Here is a 16,984-nt window from a genome sequence, read left to right as displayed (position 1 = left end):
CCAGGGCAACCGCTACGCCGACGACGATTGAGTCGACAGCACGGACCCCGCCGGGCAGGGAGCCCTTTCCCTCATCCGGCCGAGCAGGCCCCCGACGATGGGTAAGGACGGACTGAACGGCAGGCCGAGTCGGCCGCCCGGGTGCTCCCACCCGGCCGACCGCTGACGCGCCGACCGCCCCGGCGTAAGCTGCGCCCAGCATGTACACGGGTGGGGGTGCGGAGCACATGACGGTTGGTCCGGCGCGGAGTTGGGAATCGACTCTCGACTCGGTCGTGGTGTACGCACAGGGCGCGCTCTGCCGCCGACTGGCCCGGGGCACCGTGCCGTCCGACGGCCGGGTGCGGGTGACGGGTCTCCCCCGCACCCTCGACCCGGGCTCCCTGCGGGCTCGCGTCCTGGGCGCCTGCGGGCCGCGTGTCGCCGAGGCCCGGGTGGCGACCGAGGCCGAAGTACTCGGCGCGGACGCCCCTGACGGCCTGCGGGACGAGGTGGAACGACTGAAGGACGTGTACGCGACGGCCCTGGGTCGCCGGGACCGTCAGGTGAGCCGGATAGCCGAGATCGGGGCGCTGCGCCCGGTACCGCCCCCGCGCAAGCGCGACGACCCGCACCGCCGCACTCCGGTCGACGCGTGGCTGAACCTGGCCGCGTTCGTCGACGAGCGACTGACGGGACTCCACCTCCGCCTCGGCGAACTCGAAGCGGCTTTGCACCTGGCCGAGCACGAGCTGGCCGTCGCCGGCGACCGGCTCGAACGCGCATCCACCGATGCTTCGTCGGCGCCCGTGGAGACCACGGTCGGCGCACTCCTCACGGTCGACGGCGCCGGCCCCGGCGAGCTGGAACTCGAGCTGGAGTACGGCGTACCGGGCGCCGTCTGGGTCCCCGCCTACCGCCTCGACCACCGGCAGGGAGACGACAGCGGCCGACTGGTGCTGCGCGCGTCGGTCGCCCAGCGGACCGGCGAGGACTGGACCGGCGTACGTCTCGCGTTCGCCACCGCGGACCTCAGGCGCCGGACCGACCTGCCGAAACTCCGCTCGATCCGGATCGGACGCAGCCAGCCCGCCCCCGCGCCCGCCGGATGGCGCGAGCCCCCGGCCGGGCTGGCCGGGCTCTTCTCCGGGTACGACGCGGCGGGCCCCCGCCCGGGCCCGGCCGCCGCTGAGTGGGGCGGGCCCGGGATCGCCGGCGCGGGTGGCTCCGGTCCGGTGCCGCCCCCGCCGCCCCCGCCGTCGCGAGCGGCCGCAGCGTACGGCGGGCCGCCCGCACCGGGCAGCGCCCTCTTCGCGGCTGCCCCCGCGCCCATTCCGTCCGGTGCTCCCCGCCGGGCCGCGGCGCCGCCTCCCATGGCGCCGCCTCCCCTCGTGCCGCCTGCTCCCCCACAGGCCGGCCCGCCGCGGCCGAGCGGCCCCGAACTCGACTACGACGCCCTCGTTCTGCGCGGCCCGGAGGAGCGGGGCGAGCGCCGGGGCCGGTTGTTCCCCGAAGCGCCGTTCGATCCGGTGGTGGCCGAGTACCGCCGCCGCGCCGAGGCGGTGGCCGCGCTGCCGTTGCCCGGACAGTCGGTAAGGCCCCGGGAGTCCGCGGGCTCCTTCGATCACCGTTTCGATGCCGCCGCCCGCGCCGACGTACCGTCCGACGGCACCTGGCACACCGTCACCGTCGGGGAGATCGCGGTCGGTCTGCGCACCGAGTACCTCTGTGTGCCGTCCGTGGAGCAGACCGTCTACGCGTCGCTGGTGCTCTCCAACGCCACCGGTCAGGCGCTCCTGGCGGGACCGGTGGACGTCACCGTCGACGACGAGTTCCTGCTGACGGCCGCGCTGCCCACTCTCGCCCCCGGCGGTGTGCGCCGGGTGGGACTCGGGCCGGCCGAGGGCATCCGCGTCACCCGGCGTACGCACCAGCACGAGTCGACCGCCGGTCTGCGCGGCAACACCACCGTGCTCAGCCACGGCGTCCATGTGGAGCTGGCCAACGGCCTGGCGCGGCCCGTCCGGGTGGAGGTCCACGAACGGGTGCCGGTCACCTCCGACCCGGACGTGCGGATCGAGGAACGGGCCGGCTGGACGGCGCCCGAGCAGGGCGCGGGTCCGGACCGGCACGCGCCGGGCACCCGTATCTGGCGACTCGATCTGCCCGCTGGAGCCACCTCCGCCGTCGACGGCGGCTACGAGATCCGTATCCCGACCGGCAAGTCCCTGGTCGGCGGCAACCGCAGGAGCTGACACCCGCCATGTCCACGGACCCGGGGCCGATCGCCCTCCCCGTCACCGCCGTCACCTGTCTCGAAGACCGGGCGCAGGTCGAGCGTGCCGTCGTCCTCGACCTGGAAGCGGGGGTGCGGCGGCTGCGTCTCGGCCCGGTCAGCGCATTGGCCGTCGACCGCAGCCTGCACGCCGAACTGGCCGCTCCGCACTCCGTGACCGTTCTCGACATCCGGATCGTCCGCACGTGGACGCCGCGCGGACCGCGCCCGCTCACCGACGAGGACTCCGTCCTGCGCCACCGCCTGCGCGCCCTCGACGAGGAACGGCCCGTCCTGGAGCGGCGGCGCGACCGGCTGCTGACCCGTCTCGACCTGCTCGGACGTCTCGCCGCCGATCTGCTGAGGGAGATCGGCGAAGGCGCGGGCTCCGGGGAGAGCGAACAGGCCCGCTGGGTGGGCGAACTGGACCGGGTGGACGGGGAGCGCGACACGTACGGAGAAGAACTCCGTTGTCTGAAGGCCCGGTTGACCGCGCTCGACGAAGAAGCAACCCAGGCGCGCGAGGCCCTGTTCCGCACCGAGGAGGAGCCCCCCGAGCTGGTCGGCCACATCGAGCTGACCGTCGGGGCAGCGGCGGCAGGGCCCGCGCGGCTGCGTCTGAGCCACCTCGTCCCGTGCGCGCTGTGGCGGCCCGCCTACCGGGCTGTTCTCGACGGGGATTCACTGACGCTGGAGACGGACGCGATGGTCTGGCAGCGCACCGGCGAGGAGTGGTCGGACGTACCGCTGACGCTGTCGACGGCCCGCTCGGCGTCGGCCGGAGAACCTCCGCGGCTGACCGAGGACCGGCTGACGCTGCGGGACCGCCCGGCGGCGGAGCGCCGTACGGTCGAGGTCGAGCTGCGCGAGGAGGAGACAGCGACGCTCGGCCCGGCTCCCGTGCTGGGACTCCCGGGGGTGGACGACGGTGGCGAGGCACGGGTGCTGAGGTCGCCCGCGCCGGTCTCCGTACCCGGCGACGGCCGCGCCCACCGCGTACCGCTCTCGGCGTTCACCGCCGACGCCCACGCCGAGTACGTCTGTTCACCGGAGCTGTCTCCGCTGGTCACGCAGGTGGTGCGGTGCGACAACGGGTCCGGCCACGCTCTGCTCGCCGGTCCGGTGGACCTGGTCCGCGACAGCGGGTTCGTCGGCCGCGGCACGCTGGACTTCACCGCGCCCGGCAATCCCGTCGAGCTGGCCTTCGGCAGCCGCGACGACGTCCACGTCGTCCGGGAGACCGAGGAGTCCCGTGACACCACCGGTCTCACCCAGCGGACCGTGGTGACGCGCACGGTACGGCTCCACCTGTCGCGGTTCTCCGCACCCGGGGAGCGGAACCCCCACGTCGTCACCCTCCTCGAACGCGTCCCGGTCTCCGAGGTCGCCGCGGTGGAGGTCGAGCTCCGCGAGGAGGCGTGCTCCCCCGCTCCCGACGCGATCGATGCCGACGGCATCGCCCGCTGGGCCATCAGCCTCCCGCCCGGAGGCCGGCGCACCGTCACCCTCGCGTACGCACTCTCGGCGAGCGCCAAGGTCACCGGAGTCTGAGCCCTGCGGGGTGTGCGGGTCCCGGGCGCGGGCCGGGTTCCGCCGCGCGGGCCGGACACGGCCGGGCCGGACGATGACGACGGCGGCCGGGAGTGCACGCCGACGGCCCGGCCGGGGCGCTGGTCGTTCGGTGCCGCTGCTTGTGTCCGGGCGGGGGAAGCAGGAGGTGACTCAGACGCTGACCTGCGGGTGTGCGGGGCTGAGGTAGTGGACGGTGCTTCCTGCGGCGTGCTCGGTGAGCAGGTTCCGCAGCTCGCCGGCGGCGGTCTCGAGAAGGTGTCCGTCGCGGGCGTGGTGAAGGGTCTCCAGGACGAAGGCGACGTGGGTGGAGTCTTCGGTGACACGGGTGCGATGGGCGTCGCGGTGGTTCCAGTGGCGGGTGAGCACGTCGGTGGTGTCGGCGTAGACGATCTCGCCGGGCTTGGGGTTCTCGACGGTCTCGGGTTCGCCGAGCGGGGTGAAGGTCTCGGAGCCGTCGGCGTAGCGGATCTCGACGTCGCCGGTGACCTGGTCGAGGTCGAAGGCGCCGGCGGGCAGGCCGTGGCGGACGGAGACGGCGTTGTAGGAGTCGACGGCCGGGTTGATCCGGGGCAGGGTGCCCTTCTTGGCCATGCGGCGGCCCAGCGCGTCGACGCTGGGGCGGATGCGGCGGGGGTTGGAGCCGAAGGAGCGGTAGGCGGTGTGCCACGCCTCGATACGCGGATCGGCCTCGTCGGCGGGGGCCCAGGTGCTGTCCGCGAGTTGCCGCTCCAGATCTTCCAGGACGGTCGTGGTGGCCGGCCAGGGTTCCCGGCCGCGCAGACCGGTGGCGGTGACGACGGCGATGAGGGTGTCGGCGAAGGCGTCGGCGACTGCGGGGCTGATGCGGAAGGTGGTCACAGGGGGGTCCGTTCCGGGGGGCGAGGCGAGGCGGAGGCATGCATTCCAGGGACCGATGCGGTCCAGGCGGCGTGTCTGGTGGCGGGCGGTGGGCGTGTGCGGTCCCCGGCCGCGTTCGGGGAGCCGTCAGGTGGTGTCGGTGCGCTGCTCGACGGGTTCGTGGCCGTCGTACGTGAACGTCGCACGACCCTGGGTGACGTCCCGGCGCGAGCCGGGGATGCCGGGCAGCATTCGTCCGTGAGGCGGCTGGTCGGGGGTGAAGGGGCATGGTTGCCGTCGGGCCGGAAGTGCGCGATCCGCCGACGCGGCGGTTCGGCCCTGGTCGCCGGGGCGTCGACGGCGGTGGCCCGGCAGGTGGGCTCGAGTGGCTGGCCGGGACACAGTCGGCGGGCGGTACACCCGCCTCGGCGCCCCAGGGGCCGACGGTGACGGCGTACTCACCGGTGACGGTGAAAGTGACGTTCCGACCGGCCTCGATCCTCTCCCGGACGGGGTGGGGGCGAGCGAGGTGGACCAGCAGGGCGGTGCCGTCGACGGTGGGGCAGGTGGGCCCGGCGATCGGCGTCTGCCGGGCAAGCCGTTGACGCTCGGGAGGCCGAAGTCCTGGCCGCCGGCGATCCCGGTCTGCCACGCGGCGTCGTCCAGGACGGCGGCCCGGTGCTGGATGAACATGTGCGGGGGTCCTTCCGGAGGGGGAGAGGTCAGGTGAGGGCAAGGAGGCTGACGGCGACGGCGGCCGTGCCCAGGCCGATGACCTGCGTGCGATACATCCGTTCGGCGAGCACGGTGCGGGCGAGCAGGACGGTGCCGGCCGGGTACAGGGCGGTGATCACGGCGACGACGGCCAGGTCGCCGCCGCGGGCCGCGAGCAGGAACAGCAGGTTGGCCACCGAGTCCAGCACGCCTGCCGCCGCCGACATCGCGTAGGCGGGCTTCTCCGAGCCCAGCCGCTGGTACATCGCCCCGGCAGCAGTCAGCGTGACCGCGGACGACACGGCCCGTCCGACGATGAGTGGTCCGACGCCGCTGTCAGAGGGAGCCTGGTGCAGGAAGATCAGCTGCAGGGCGATGGCGGCCCCGGCGCCGAAGGCCATCAGCAGCGCGGCGCGCGCCGGGCGCGCGCTACCGGCACCCCGTCCGGCGCTGACCAGCACCACCGCCGCGAGCGCAAGCGGCAGGCCGATCAGCCCGGCCGCGCCCAAGTGCTCGCCCTGCAGCAGTCCGACACCGACCGGCAGCATCGCCGAGATCAGCGCGGTCACGGGCGAGAGCACGTTCATCGGGCCGATCGCGAGCGTGCGGTAGAGCAGGGCGAAGGCGGCGGCCGACGCGACACCGGAGGCGGCACCCCACGCGAGGGTGACCGGGGCGAAGGAGGCGCCGAAAAAGGGCCACAGCAGCAGCTCAACGGCGAGCGAGGCCGGAGCGGCGATCATCACGGTGCGCAGGACGTGGGCCTTGCGGGCGCCGAGACCGCCGAGGAAATCGGCGCATCCGTAGGACAGAGAACTGCCCAGAGCCAGCAGCAGAGCGATCACGGGAGCATCCCTTACTATCAATGGAACGACTACATCGTACAGCGCACCGACCGACCTTCGCCAACCGAACGACTGTGCGGTGCGGGGTCCACCTGACTGGAGGGGTAACAGCGATGGCCGAGACCGAAGCCGCACTGCGGACGCTCGCTCACAACGTCCGCGCGGCCCGCACCCGCGCCGGACTGTCCCTCGACGAACTCGGCCGCCGCGCCAAGGTCAGCAAGGGGGCCCTGGTCGCCCTGGAGAAGGCCCAGGGCAATCCGAACTTCGCCACCCTGGTCCGCCTCGCCGACACCCTCGGCGCCTCCGTTTCCGCCCTGGTGGAGGGGCGGTCCGAGGAACGCGTCCGGGTGGTGAGCGCCGCCACCGTCATGCCCCTGTGGAAGGGCGAGCGCGGCAGCGAAGCCAGGCTGATGCTGACCACCGGCGGGCCGGCAGCCACCGAGGTCTGGCGGTGGACGCTGGTCCCCGGCGAGGAATATCCCAGCCATCCCCACCAGGCCGGCGTCGTGGAGACCGTCAACGTCACCGCAGGTCGGATGGTGCTCGTCGTCAACGGCACCGACCACCCCATCGAGGCGGGGCAGACCGCCGCCTTCGACGCTGACGCCCCCCATACCTACCGCGGCTCCGGCACCGAGACCTGTCACCTGATCATGACCGTCCACCTGCCCCCCGGCCCCGCGTAGTTCTGGGTGGTCCGGGTGTCCACACCGGACCGCCTCTGTCGGTCGACCGGCAATCGTTCGACCGTTCGACGACAAGGGCGGCCACCGGCCGCCGGACACCCCCGCGCGGGCGGTGCGCAGGAGGAGGACCCGGCGGTACGCCTGCGAGCCGGGCGCCGGGCGCACGGGGCAGCGAAGACCCCGCCTACGAGAAGGACGGCCTACGAGAAGGACGGCCTCCTCCACCGACCGCGCGACCGCACCACCCGAGCCCTCCCGCCGCATCGTCCGGCGTCGTCGCACGAGGGCGTCCCCGGCTCGTCGCCAGGTGTTCGCTCAATGGGAAGATCGGGTCCGTGACGACCCCATCCGGTGACTTCGAACTGACCGTGGACGAACTGCGCGTGGTCGTCCTCTACGTTCTGGAGAGCGCCGAGGAGGTCCTTCCCGTCTTCGAGGAGACGGATCCCGGTGATCCTCGACCTCGTGCCGCCATCGACGCCGCACGAGAGTTTGCGAACGGCGCCAGAAGGACCAAACTCCAGCGCATCACCTCCTCGGCCGCGCACCGGGCAGCGAGGGAGGCGACCACGGAGGCCGCACGGCTGGCAGCGCGCGCTGCGGCCGATGCCGCCTCGGCGGCCTACCTCCATCCGCTCGCGAAAGCCACCCAAGTGGGTCACATTCTGAGAGCTGCGGCGTGCGCCGCGCGCGTAGGAGAGTTGAACGCGGGCGACGACGTCGCCGTCGGGCTGAGGCTGATCGAGAAGTCCCGACAACGCGCCACACCCGTACTTCTCGATGTCCTGCACCGATACCCTCCGGCGCCGACCGGCAAGAGCCGTACCGCACAGCTCATGACCGTCCTGGACACGTCGCTGCGCATGATGCCCCGCCACGTCGCGGGGTGAATACCCCCGCAACCCACCCTCGCCGACCGCTGCGGCCGGTGGGCCGCGCCGCCGCCGCGGACATCCCTCGACAGCCGCCAGGGGACAGGCGGCGTCCCGAGCCGACAGGCGGCAGGAACAGCCGCTTTGGCGCTTCGTCACAGGGAGCACGGGAGTGCTTTCGCGCTGTCGTCGGGTCGCGGCCCGTCCCCCGGCACCCTCCGTCGACTCACCCTCGATCCGTCCGGCGGCCCGCCAACCCACGCCCGCCTGAGGGGAATTGGAAGAAACTCTTGCGCACGCCGCCCCACCGGTTTAGCGTCTGTGCCACTCGAGCACCCCTCCCCCACTCGACGCCGTCCCAGAATTGTTAGCGCTAACAATTTCTCCCGGCGTCCCGACCTGCAACGAGGTACGGAACAGCTCCGCCCCACGGGTGACGATCACGCACGTGGCGACCGCCTCCCGGAGCGGCCTCCTCGGCACCGTCCCCACCGGTGCCGACCGGGTCCGCGCACCGCACGACTCACCCCGCGCCCCCGCAGGTTCCCGCCCCGGAGCCGTCTCCCCCAAGCTGCCCCCGGCCCCCGCCGGAGGCACCGGCCGAGAGTCGCCGCCCAGCACGGCAACACCGATCCACTGCTCCGACCCCGCCCACCGGCGCCCCGCGCGAGCTCCGTGCTGCCACCGCGCGCTCCGGCCCTGCGACCCGTACCCGTACCCGTACACCGGAAGAACGCTGCCCGACCGACTCCGGTCCGGCGCGCACCAGCTCACCGGGCCAAGCAGCCCGACCCGCACCGAACATCCTCCGGCACCCCACTCCCAGGAGAGCTCCGCGCGCACCGTTCCCTTGCCACCGGCCATCGGCCTTCGTCGCGCGGGCATCTCCGTAGCCACCCAGAAATCGAGGACAGTGATGAGAGGACTCCGGTCCCTTCTCCGACGCCGTGTCGCCGCGCTGACGGCGGCCCTGGCCGCCGTGCTCGTCGCGGGGGCCCTGTCGGGCACCGCGGTCTCCCAGGCCGCGACCTCCCAGCCCTGCGATCTGTACGCCGGCGGCGGCACGCCCTGCGTCGCCGCGCACAGCACCACCCGGGCCCTGTACGGCTCCTACAACGGGGCGCTCTACCAAGTACGCCGCGCCTCGGACAACACCACCCGCGACATCGGGGTCCTCAGTGCCGGGGGTTACGCGAACGCCGCCGCACAGGACTCGTTCTGCGCCAGGACCAGCTGCGTCATCACGGTCGTCTACGACCAGACCGGCCGCAACAACCGCCTCACCCAGGCTCCCCCGGGCGGCTTCGAAGGCCCGGCGGCGGGGGGTTACGACAAGCTCGCCAACGCCACGATGGCGCCGGTCACCCTCAACGGCAACCGCGCCTACGGCGTCTTCGTCTCGCCCGGGACGGGCTACCGCAACAACGCCACCAACGGGATCGCCACCGGTGACCAGCCCGAAGGCATGTACGCGATCCTCGACGGCACGCACTACAACGACGGCTGCTGCTTCGACTACGGCAATGCGGAGACCAACAGCCGCGACAACGGCAACGGCACCATGGAGGCCATCTACTTCGGCAACAGCCGGGGCTGGGGTTCCGGTGCGGGCAACGGTCCCTGGGTGATGGCCGACCTGGAGAACGGCCTGTTCTCCGGCGTCAACACCGGCTACAACGCGAACGACCCGACGGTGAGCCACCGCTTCCTCACCGCGATCGTCAAGGGCGAGCCGAACCACTGGGCGATCCGGGCCGCGAACGCCCAGTCCGGCGCGCTCTCCACCTACTACAACGGAGTCCGGCCGAACGCCGCCGGCTACAACCCGATGAAGAAGGAGGGTGCGATCATCCTCGGCATCGGCGGCGACAACAGCGTGAGCGCCGCGGGCACCTTCTACGAGGGCGTCATGACCTCCGGGTATCCCACCGACGCGACCGAGAACGCCGTGCAGGCCAACATCGTCGCGGCCGGCTACGCGCAGGGCTCGGGCGGCGGCACCGCCCTCAACTCCGGCTCCTCCGTCTCGCTGCGGGCGACCACCTCCTGCTGCACCACCAGCTACCTCAGCCACTCCGGCGCGAACGTCGGCACCACCGCCCTCACCTCCGCGAGTTCGGCGACCGACAATGCGAACGCCTCCTGGATCGTCCGGCCGGGCCTGGCGAACAGCGCCTGCCGGTCCTTCGAGTCGAGGAACACGCCCGGCAGTTACCTGCGCCACCAGAACTACCAGCTCTACCTGCACCCCAACGACAGCACCGCGCTCTTCGCCAACGACGCCACCTTCTGCTCCCAGGCAGGCGTGAACGGCCAGGGCAACTCGCTGGTCTCGTACAACTTCGCCGACCGCTCCATCCGCCACTACGGCAACACCGGATACGTCGCGTCCAACGGCGGCCCCCACACCTTCGACGCCGCGGCCCTGTGGCCCGACGACGTCAGCTGGGCAGTCGTCGCCGCCTGGACCCCCTGATCCCGTCGGTGCGGGGCGGCCTCCCGGGAGACGGCCGCCCGCACCGCGCGAGGCGCTCTCACTCGAAGAACTTGAGGCTCCAGCCGGTGTCGGAGTTGGCTCCGGGTACGTTGGCGCGGCTGTACGTCGTACCGCCCCACCAGCAGAAGGTGCCGGTGTACCAGAACCGGTTGTCCCAGGAGTACGGCGTTCCCTTCGGGACCGCGTGGAACATCAGCGGGAACCGCGGACCGGCCGGCGGACTGGTGTTGATGTCCCCGTCCAGCAGCACGAAGCTGTGGTGCCCGGGACCGTTCACCTGCTGCGTGGGATCCCAACCGGACATCATCGTGGCGCGGTTGGAGCCGAAGAGGCAGCCGTTCGACTTGTACCAGTCCCACACGTACGTCGGGTCGCCTCCGGCCCGCAGCCGCAGCTCGGCCAGGCAGTACTGGTCGCTCCAGCTGCCGTTGGCGGAGTACACGATGTGCAGTTGACCGTTCGGGTCCTTGATCGCCTCGGGGGCCTCGTTGATGTAGGGATTGCCTACCACCCGCTCCCAGCCCTCCCGGGGCTGGGAGATGACGTGACGGGTACCGGTCGGCGTGGTGGGGCTGCTCATCCGGGCGATGTAGAGGTTCTGCTCGACGTTGGTGTCCCCGGACCAGCCGGACCACACGAACCAGCGTTGCCCGCCGAAGGTGAACATCGTGCCATCGATGGCCCATTTACCGTCGGGCAGGGCGAGTTGCGTCTCGGCGGTGTAGCCACTGTCGGGGGCGGCCGAGCTGATCACGTACATCCGGTGCGCGGCGCCCCTGCCGGCAGTGAAGTAGATGTAGTACCGGCCGCCGTCCCGTACGACCTCCGGGGCCCAGACCTCACCGAGGCCACGGGGGTCGGACCAGACCTGCCGCGCGGGTGCGGAGGCGAGGGCGTCCGTCGACGACGCCTTCCGGACGGCGATGCCTCCTCCTGCCGACTGCACGGAGACATAGGTGGAGCCGACCCGGAGCACGCTCGGGTCGGCGGCCCGCATGCTCGTCTGAGAAGCCCGGGCGGGCTCCGCCGACGTCACGGACATCACGACGGTGAGGAGCCCTGCGAGAACGAGGGCGAGCAGGCCGCACGCACGGCGAAGAGGATTCATGGTCCCGTTCCACGGTATGCCTCCGCTTCGACGCCGTACGGGACCGGTCGGAGAACACCGGCCCGTGAATGGCGTCCGGCCGGGACCGCTTCGGAGGACGCCGCAGGGGCGGTTCCGGCCGTGGCGCTCCCCCACCTCCGCAGGTTCTCCCCTCGCTTGGGGAGCCACACTCCCCTACTCGAGTGAGAGCGCTCTCACAGCATCGGCAATGGATATGGACATGTCAATAAAGGTGACGGAGGAGCAACCCACCGCCTCATCCGCTCCGTGGCGGAGCTTCGTGGACATCCGGCTGGAGCTGTACCTCCTCCCCCACGACCTCGACCAGTGGCAGCGCCAACTCTCGCACCTGGTGCCGGGCGCGGGAGCCACCCTCGGAGGAGATCGCGGGCCCTCCCTCACCCTCGGGCTGTACGAGAACGGCTGGCTGTCGATCGAGGTCCGCGATCCGGACCGCCTCAACGCGCTCCTCGGGCTCGCGCCCACGGGGAACTGGGTCGACGAGCACCACGACCGTCTCCAGCGGGTCCGGCCGGCCTGACCCCGGGAAGTCGTCGAGACGCCCCGGGGTACGTACGCGTGGAGCCCCGACAGAGAGCGATGAGCCGTGGCCGCCGGTCCGCCCCCGCCTCCCCCTGCGGGCGCCTGCCACCGAAGCCGGCCCCCGATGATCGGTTAGCCCGTTCGCCGCCCCGGCCGCGACCCTCCTACCCGCTCTCCCCGGACGGGAGTGACCTGGGTGAACGGGGGCCCGGAACGCCCGTCCCGGGCCTGACCGGGTGACAACGGATCCGACCTGCCGTGTTGCGGGCGTGACGGAGTGTCGGTTGCCTCGGACGTGGAGCACAGCAGAGGTGCCGCGCAGTCCGGCCGGGCCCTGCTGGCGATGGAGGATCCTCATGCGCGACACACGCATCGGTGCGGGTATCTGTCTGGCCGTGGGTCTGCTGGCCCTCGCGGCCCCGGCCGCCGCGGGAGCGGCGTCCGACCCCGCCGGTGAACAGACCATCCGCATCAGCCCGGCGAGCGCCTCACCCGGCTCACGCGTCACCGTCAGCACCAGGGCCTGCGGCAAGGAGACCTACGGCAAGGGGACCTCCGAGGCGGCGGGCGCCTTCCACCTCTTCGAGGGGGACCGCAAGGGGGTGCTCGTCGGGGAGTTCGAGGTACCGGACGACGCCCGGGCCGGGACCGACACCGTCACCGTGAAGTGCCCCCCGCGCGTCCTGATGACGGGTACCTACCGGATCGCCGACCGTACGCCGTCGGGCGGGGTGGACGCCGGATTCGGCGTCCCCGCCAACCACGGCGCGCAGCTCGCCGCGGGCGGCATCCTGCTCGCCGGGGCGGCGGCCGGGGCCGTGGTCCGGGTGCGCCGCCGGTCGGCCGCGGCCCGCGGCTGACCGCACGAGAGCCTTCCGCGCGCCCCGCACTCCACCGTGCTCCGGGGCGCGCGGTCGTGTACCCACCCGCCGCGAAACAGAGGACAGGCGATGGAATCCGGGCAGAGGACCAGCACGTCACCCCCGTCGTTCCCGGCGGTGAAACACCTCGTCTGGGCGGTGGTGGCGGGGGCCGTGCTGGTCGTCAACGGCATGCGGGACGACCGGCCGCCGCAGCCTCCCGGCCCGCCGGCCGTCGCCGCGCCCCCCGTCGCCGAGGCTCCGGTGGCCGCGGTCCCACCGGCCCTCGCCGAAACCCCGGACTACCTGGCCCCACCCCCCGTCTCCGAGACGCCGGTGTACCTGGCGTCCCGCTATCCGGCGCTCCGGCCGGCCTCCCTGGTGCGCCGGCCCACGGGCCCGCCGGTGCTCGTCCCCCGGCTCCCGGTCCGTCCCGCGCCGCTGCGGCCCCTGCCGGCCCGTACCCGTCCGACGGGTCCCGTTCCGGCCCCGGGACGCCCGCTGCCGGCCCCGGGCGACACGGCGACGCCCGCCGCCGTGGGGCCGCTCGCACCGTCCCCGCCGCTGCGACTGCGCATTCCCCAGCTCGAGGTGGACTCGCCGATGATGGAGCTGGGGCTCGACGCGGCGGGCGCTCTGGAGACCCCGCCCGACAACAACCCGGTGCTGAGCGGCTGGTACGCCGACGGGACGGTACCGGGTTCGGTGGGCACCGCCGTCACCACCGGACACGTCGACACCCGGCTCGGTCCCGGGGTCTTCTACGCGCTGGGGGCCCTGCGCGAGGGGGCAACCGTCGAGATCGTCCGGACCGATCGGAGCGTCGCCGTGTTCACGGTGTACGCCGTCGAGGCCTACAGCAAGAAGGACTTCCCGGACGAGAAGGTCTACGGGCCCTCGTCCCGGCCCGAGTTGCGGGTGATCACCTGCGGTGGCGAGTACGACAGGAAGTCCGGCTACCGGGACAACGTCGTGGTCTTCGCCGCCCTGACCTCCTCGCGGTGATCCCCGGCGGCCCCGTGGGGCGCGCCGGGGACCGGTCGGTCCGTGTCAGCCCCGGTGGAGCAGGACCGTCATGACCTCGTACAACGTCGCCTCCAGGTCGGGGGGTGTTCCCTGCGCACGCCAGGCGACGAATCCGTCGGGGCGTACGAGGACGGCGCCCTCGGCGGACGTGCCGTGGGCGGCCGCCCAGTCGGCACCGTCCTCGGAGCGCAGGTCCGCGTCCGGGCCGGACCCGATCGTGTAGGCGTCCAGACGGATGCCCAAACGTTTGGACGCCTGGGCGGCGGCGGTGCGCCACTCGGACTTCCCGGCGTCGCAGAGCAGGACGAACGCCTGCTCGTAGAGGTCGAGGGTCGAGACGCGCGCGCCGTCGCGGCTGAGCCACACGTGCGGGGCGCGGGTGCCGGGTTCGCCCGTCAGGCCGAGGCCCTCGGGCACGACCGGCAGTTCCGGGTCGACGCCCAGGACCGCTCCTCGCACGTAGCGGTAGCCGAGCGCGACGGCGAGCATGCCGCCCTTCCGGCCGCCACCGGGACCACCGCTGCCCGGACCGGCCGGACCACCCGGGCTTCCGGCATCCGGACCACCGGGCGGTCCGGCGTACCCCGGGTGGCTGTGTTCCGTGGAGCGGGCCGAAGCGCGTGCGCTGGTGGCCCTCGCCACCGGAAGCCGTTCGGCCTCGTACGTGCCCAGGAGCTCCGGTCCCGCCGTGCCGCCGACCACGGCGGCGAGCTTCCACGCCAGGTTGTGCGCGTCCTGGATGCCGGTGTTCGAGCCGAATGCCCCGGTGGGGGACATCTCGTGCGCGGAGTCGCCGGCCAGGAAGACCCTGCCGGAGCGGTACCGCTCGGCGACCCGTTCGGCCGCGTGCCAGGGGGCCTTTCCGGTGATCTCGACGTCGAGACCGGGATCGCCCACCGCCCGGCGGATGTGCTCGGCGCACCGCTCGTCGCTGAAGTCCTCCAGCGTCTCGCCCCGGTCGGGGTGCCACGGCGCGTGGAAGACCCACCGCTCCTCGTTGTCGACCGGCAGGAGTGCCCCGTCCGCCCCGGGGTCGGTGAGGTAGCAGACGATGAAGCGCCGGTCACCGACGACGGCGGCGAGCCCGCGCGAGCGGAAGGTGATGCTCACGTTGTGGAAGAGGTCGCCGGGGCCGGTCTGGCCGATGCCCAGCTGCTCGCGGATCGGGCTGCGGGGCCCGTCGGCCGCGATCAGGTACTCGGCGCGCACCGTGGTGTGTTCACCGGTCTCGCGGTCCTTCACGACGGCGGTGACGCCGTCCGTGTCCTGCTCGAAGGTGAGCAGTTCGGTGGAGAAGCGCAGCTCACTGCCGAGGGCCCGGGCGTGGTCGACGAGGACGGGCTCCAGGTCGTTCTGGCTGCACAGGCACCAGCCGCTCGGACTGAACCGGGCGAGGCCGCCGCCCGGGTCGATCTCCTTGAACAGCCACTCCTGGTCGTCACCGGTGAGGGACCCGGCCTGCAGGATGCCGTGGTTCTCCGCCAGAACGGAGGCCGCGTCACGGATCAGCCGCTCAGCGCCCGCGGCACGGAAGACCTCCATGGTGCGGACGTTGTTGCCGCGCCCGCGGGGGTGGGTCGAGGTGCTGCGGTGTTTCTCCACCAGGAGGTGGTCGACGCCGAGCCGGCTCAGGAAGAGGGAGGCGGACAGGCCCACGAGGGAACCGCCCACGATGAGGACCGGCACGCGGTGGTCAACACTTTCGTTCATCAGTTGCTCCAGCTCGGACAGCTCGGACAGCTCGGACGCGTGAGGGACGCAGTGTCCATGCCCTCGCGGGAGGTCTTCGCCGGGGCTTGCGCCGTCGCCTCACCTGAACGGTTCATAAATCTCGCGCCGCCCGTACCAGCGATCCACGATCGGTCGCGGGAGCGGTGCGCGCGTCGCCGGGGCGGGACGCCATCCACCGGCAGGCAGGGACCTGCTCGACTCCCACCGAAACCTGCCCACAGCGGGCGGGAACGGGACAGGAGAACGGAAGAAATGACAATCCTCTCGGAACGGGTATCCCAGTCCGCCTTCGACGGTTCGAGGCTCCGGGTCATACTCCTCCTTGACCTGCACGACGGCGCCCAGAACCAGTTCCTGGAGGCGTACGAGGACATGCGCAACCAGGTCGCCTCGATCCCCGGACACATCAGCGACCAGCTGTGCCAGTCCATCGAGAACCCCTCGCAGTGGCTCATCACCAGTGAGTGGGAGAGCGCGCCGCCCTTCCTCGCCTGGGTGAACAGCGAGGAGCACGTGGCGACGGTGCAGCCGCTGCACAGCTGTGTGCGCGACACCCGTTCGCTGCGCTTCAGCGTGCTGCGGGAGACGGGTGCGGCGTTCGCGAACACTCCGGAGCACGCCAAGGGCGGGCTCCAGTCCGCGCCGCGCCTGGGCAACGGCGTCGTCCGTCACGCGCTGACCTTCACGGTGAAGCCGGGCACGGAGGAGATCGTCGCGAAGATCCTCGCCGACTACGACTCCCCGCAGGCCCGTGTCAACGAGAACACCCGATTGCTCCGCACCTCGCTCTTCATGCACGGGAACCGCGTGGTACGGGCGGTCGAGATCGAGGGCGACCTGATGGCAGCCCTGCGGCACGTCTCCCGCCAGCCCGAGGTCCGGGCCGTGGAGGAGGCGATCAACCCGTACCTGGAGCAGGACCGGGACCTGAGCGACCCCAACTCCGCCCGGTTGTTCTTCACCCGGGCGGCGCTGCCGGCGGTCCACCACGTGACGGCCGGCCGCCACGCCGCCGCGGACGTGCAGCGCCACGCGCTGTTCTACCAGGCGAAGGAAGGGTGCGGCATGGCGCTGGCCCGGTTGTTCGCCGGCCAGGACGAGGAGGCCGCGGACGACGTCGCGAGCCCCATCGAGAGCAGCACGATCTTCCAGCGCGACGACGTCGTGGTGCGGCTCCTGGAAGTGAGCGGACCGCTCGACGCACAGCCCACGCAGGCGCTGGGCATCGGCGGCGGGCGCAATGCGGCCGCGCTCGAGCAGCTCCTGGACGGCGGTGCCGAGGGCCTGCCGGCCAACGACCAGGAGGCCGCGCGCTTCCTCGCCCGGGCCGAGATGAACCTGGTCACCGACCGTCGGTCCACCGAGTCCTGACGCGTCACCGGCAGCGGGACCCGACCCGCCCTGCCACCACCCCCTTAACCACGTGCCTGGAGAAG

13 protein-coding genes are annotated in these 16,984 nt (G+C 72.5%); 9 read left to right on the top strand and 4 right to left on the bottom strand.

Annotated features, from left to right (window positions below; all coding sequences use genetic code 11):
- Nucleotides 1–227 precede the first annotated feature (227 nt).
- Nucleotides 228–2,234 (top strand): DUF4139 domain-containing protein, encoded by a 2,007-nt coding sequence (locus PZB77_RS28715; RefSeq protein ID WP_275495541.1) that lies wholly within the window; start codon nucleotides 228–230, stop codon nucleotides 2,232–2,234.
- A gap of 8 nt (nucleotides 2,235–2,242) precedes the next feature.
- Nucleotides 2,243–3,805: a mucoidy inhibitor MuiA family protein gene (locus PZB77_RS28710; protein WP_275495540.1), complete on the top strand. Its 1,563-nt coding sequence runs from the start codon at nucleotides 2,243–2,245 to the stop codon at nucleotides 3,803–3,805.
- Nucleotides 3,806–3,976: 171 nt separating this feature from the next.
- On the opposite strand, the gene PZB77_RS28705 is transcribed toward PZB77_RS28710, so the two are convergent.
- Together PZB77_RS28705 and PZB77_RS28700 are read right to left on the bottom strand one after the other, a co-directional pair.
- Complete coding sequence (locus tag PZB77_RS28705; RefSeq protein ID WP_275495539.1) at nucleotides 3,977–4,684, bottom strand: phenylalanine--tRNA ligase beta subunit-related protein; 708 nt, start codon at nucleotides 4,682–4,684, stop codon at nucleotides 3,977–3,979.
- A 701-nt stretch (nucleotides 4,685–5,385) separates the two neighbouring features.
- Entirely contained in the window at nucleotides 5,386–6,222 is an 837-nt protein-coding gene (locus PZB77_RS28700; RefSeq protein ID WP_275495538.1) for a DMT family transporter, read from the bottom strand.
- 113 nt (nucleotides 6,223–6,335) lie between these two features.
- On the opposite strand from PZB77_RS28700, the gene PZB77_RS28695 reads away from it, so the two are divergent.
- The 3 genes from PZB77_RS28695 (at nucleotide 6,336) to PZB77_RS28685 (ending at nucleotide 10,259) form a co-directional block, all read left to right on the top strand.
- On the top strand, nucleotides 6,336–6,911 hold the full coding sequence (locus PZB77_RS28695) for an XRE family transcriptional regulator (protein ID WP_275495537.1): 576 nt from the start codon (nucleotides 6,336–6,338) through the stop codon (nucleotides 6,909–6,911).
- Between the two features lie 335 nt (nucleotides 6,912–7,246).
- Complete coding sequence (locus PZB77_RS28690; RefSeq protein ID WP_275495536.1) at nucleotides 7,247–7,801, top strand: putative immunity protein; 555 nt, start codon at nucleotides 7,247–7,249, stop codon at nucleotides 7,799–7,801.
- A gap of 898 nt (nucleotides 7,802–8,699) precedes the next feature.
- Entirely contained in the window at nucleotides 8,700–10,259 is a 1,560-nt protein-coding gene (locus PZB77_RS28685) for an alpha-L-arabinofuranosidase B (protein WP_275495535.1), read from the top strand.
- Between the two features lie 58 nt (nucleotides 10,260–10,317).
- Here the strand turns inward: PZB77_RS28685 and PZB77_RS28680 are convergent, their stop codons facing one another.
- Nucleotides 10,318–11,388, bottom strand: a complete 1,071-nt coding sequence (locus PZB77_RS28680) for a glycoside hydrolase family 43 protein (protein WP_275495534.1) — start codon at nucleotides 11,386–11,388, stop codon at nucleotides 10,318–10,320.
- A 220-nt stretch (nucleotides 11,389–11,608) separates the two neighbouring features.
- Between PZB77_RS28680 and PZB77_RS28675 the strand changes: the two genes are divergently transcribed.
- The 3 genes from PZB77_RS28675 to PZB77_RS28665 all read left to right on the top strand — a co-directional run bounded on the left by PZB77_RS28675 (nucleotide 11,609) and on the right by PZB77_RS28665 (nucleotide 13,796).
- The gene (locus PZB77_RS28675) at nucleotides 11,609–11,929 is read left to right on the top strand and encodes a DUF5959 family protein (RefSeq protein WP_275495533.1); all 321 of its coding nucleotides are present in this window, start codon (nucleotides 11,609–11,611) and stop codon (nucleotides 11,927–11,929) included.
- 358 nt (nucleotides 11,930–12,287) lie between these two features.
- Entirely contained in the window at nucleotides 12,288–12,791 is a 504-nt protein-coding gene (locus PZB77_RS28670) for a sortase (RefSeq protein WP_275495532.1), read from the top strand.
- 90 nt (nucleotides 12,792–12,881) lie between these two features.
- On the top strand, nucleotides 12,882–13,796 hold the full coding sequence (locus tag PZB77_RS28665; RefSeq protein ID WP_275495531.1) for a class F sortase: 915 nt from the start codon (nucleotides 12,882–12,884) through the stop codon (nucleotides 13,794–13,796).
- 45 nt (nucleotides 13,797–13,841) lie between these two features.
- Here PZB77_RS28665 and PZB77_RS28660 read toward each other — a convergent pair whose 3' ends face one another.
- Nucleotides 13,842–15,527 (bottom strand): FAD-dependent monooxygenase, encoded by a 1,686-nt coding sequence (locus PZB77_RS28660; protein WP_275495530.1) that lies wholly within the window; start codon nucleotides 15,525–15,527, stop codon nucleotides 13,842–13,844.
- A 273-nt stretch (nucleotides 15,528–15,800) separates the two neighbouring features.
- On the opposite strand from PZB77_RS28660, the gene PZB77_RS28655 reads away from it, so the two are divergent.
- Complete coding sequence (locus PZB77_RS28655) at nucleotides 15,801–16,919, top strand: SchA/CurD-like domain-containing protein (RefSeq protein WP_275495529.1); 1,119 nt, start codon at nucleotides 15,801–15,803, stop codon at nucleotides 16,917–16,919.
- The last annotated feature ends 65 nt before the right edge of the window (nucleotides 16,920–16,984 follow it).

Source organism: Streptomyces sp. AM 2-1-1, assembly GCF_029167645.1.
Taxonomy (GTDB): domain Bacteria; phylum Actinomycetota; class Actinomycetes; order Streptomycetales; family Streptomycetaceae; genus Streptomyces.
The sequence above is the reverse complement of the archived record's forward strand: the minus strand, read 5'-3'. Positions and strand labels throughout refer to the sequence as shown.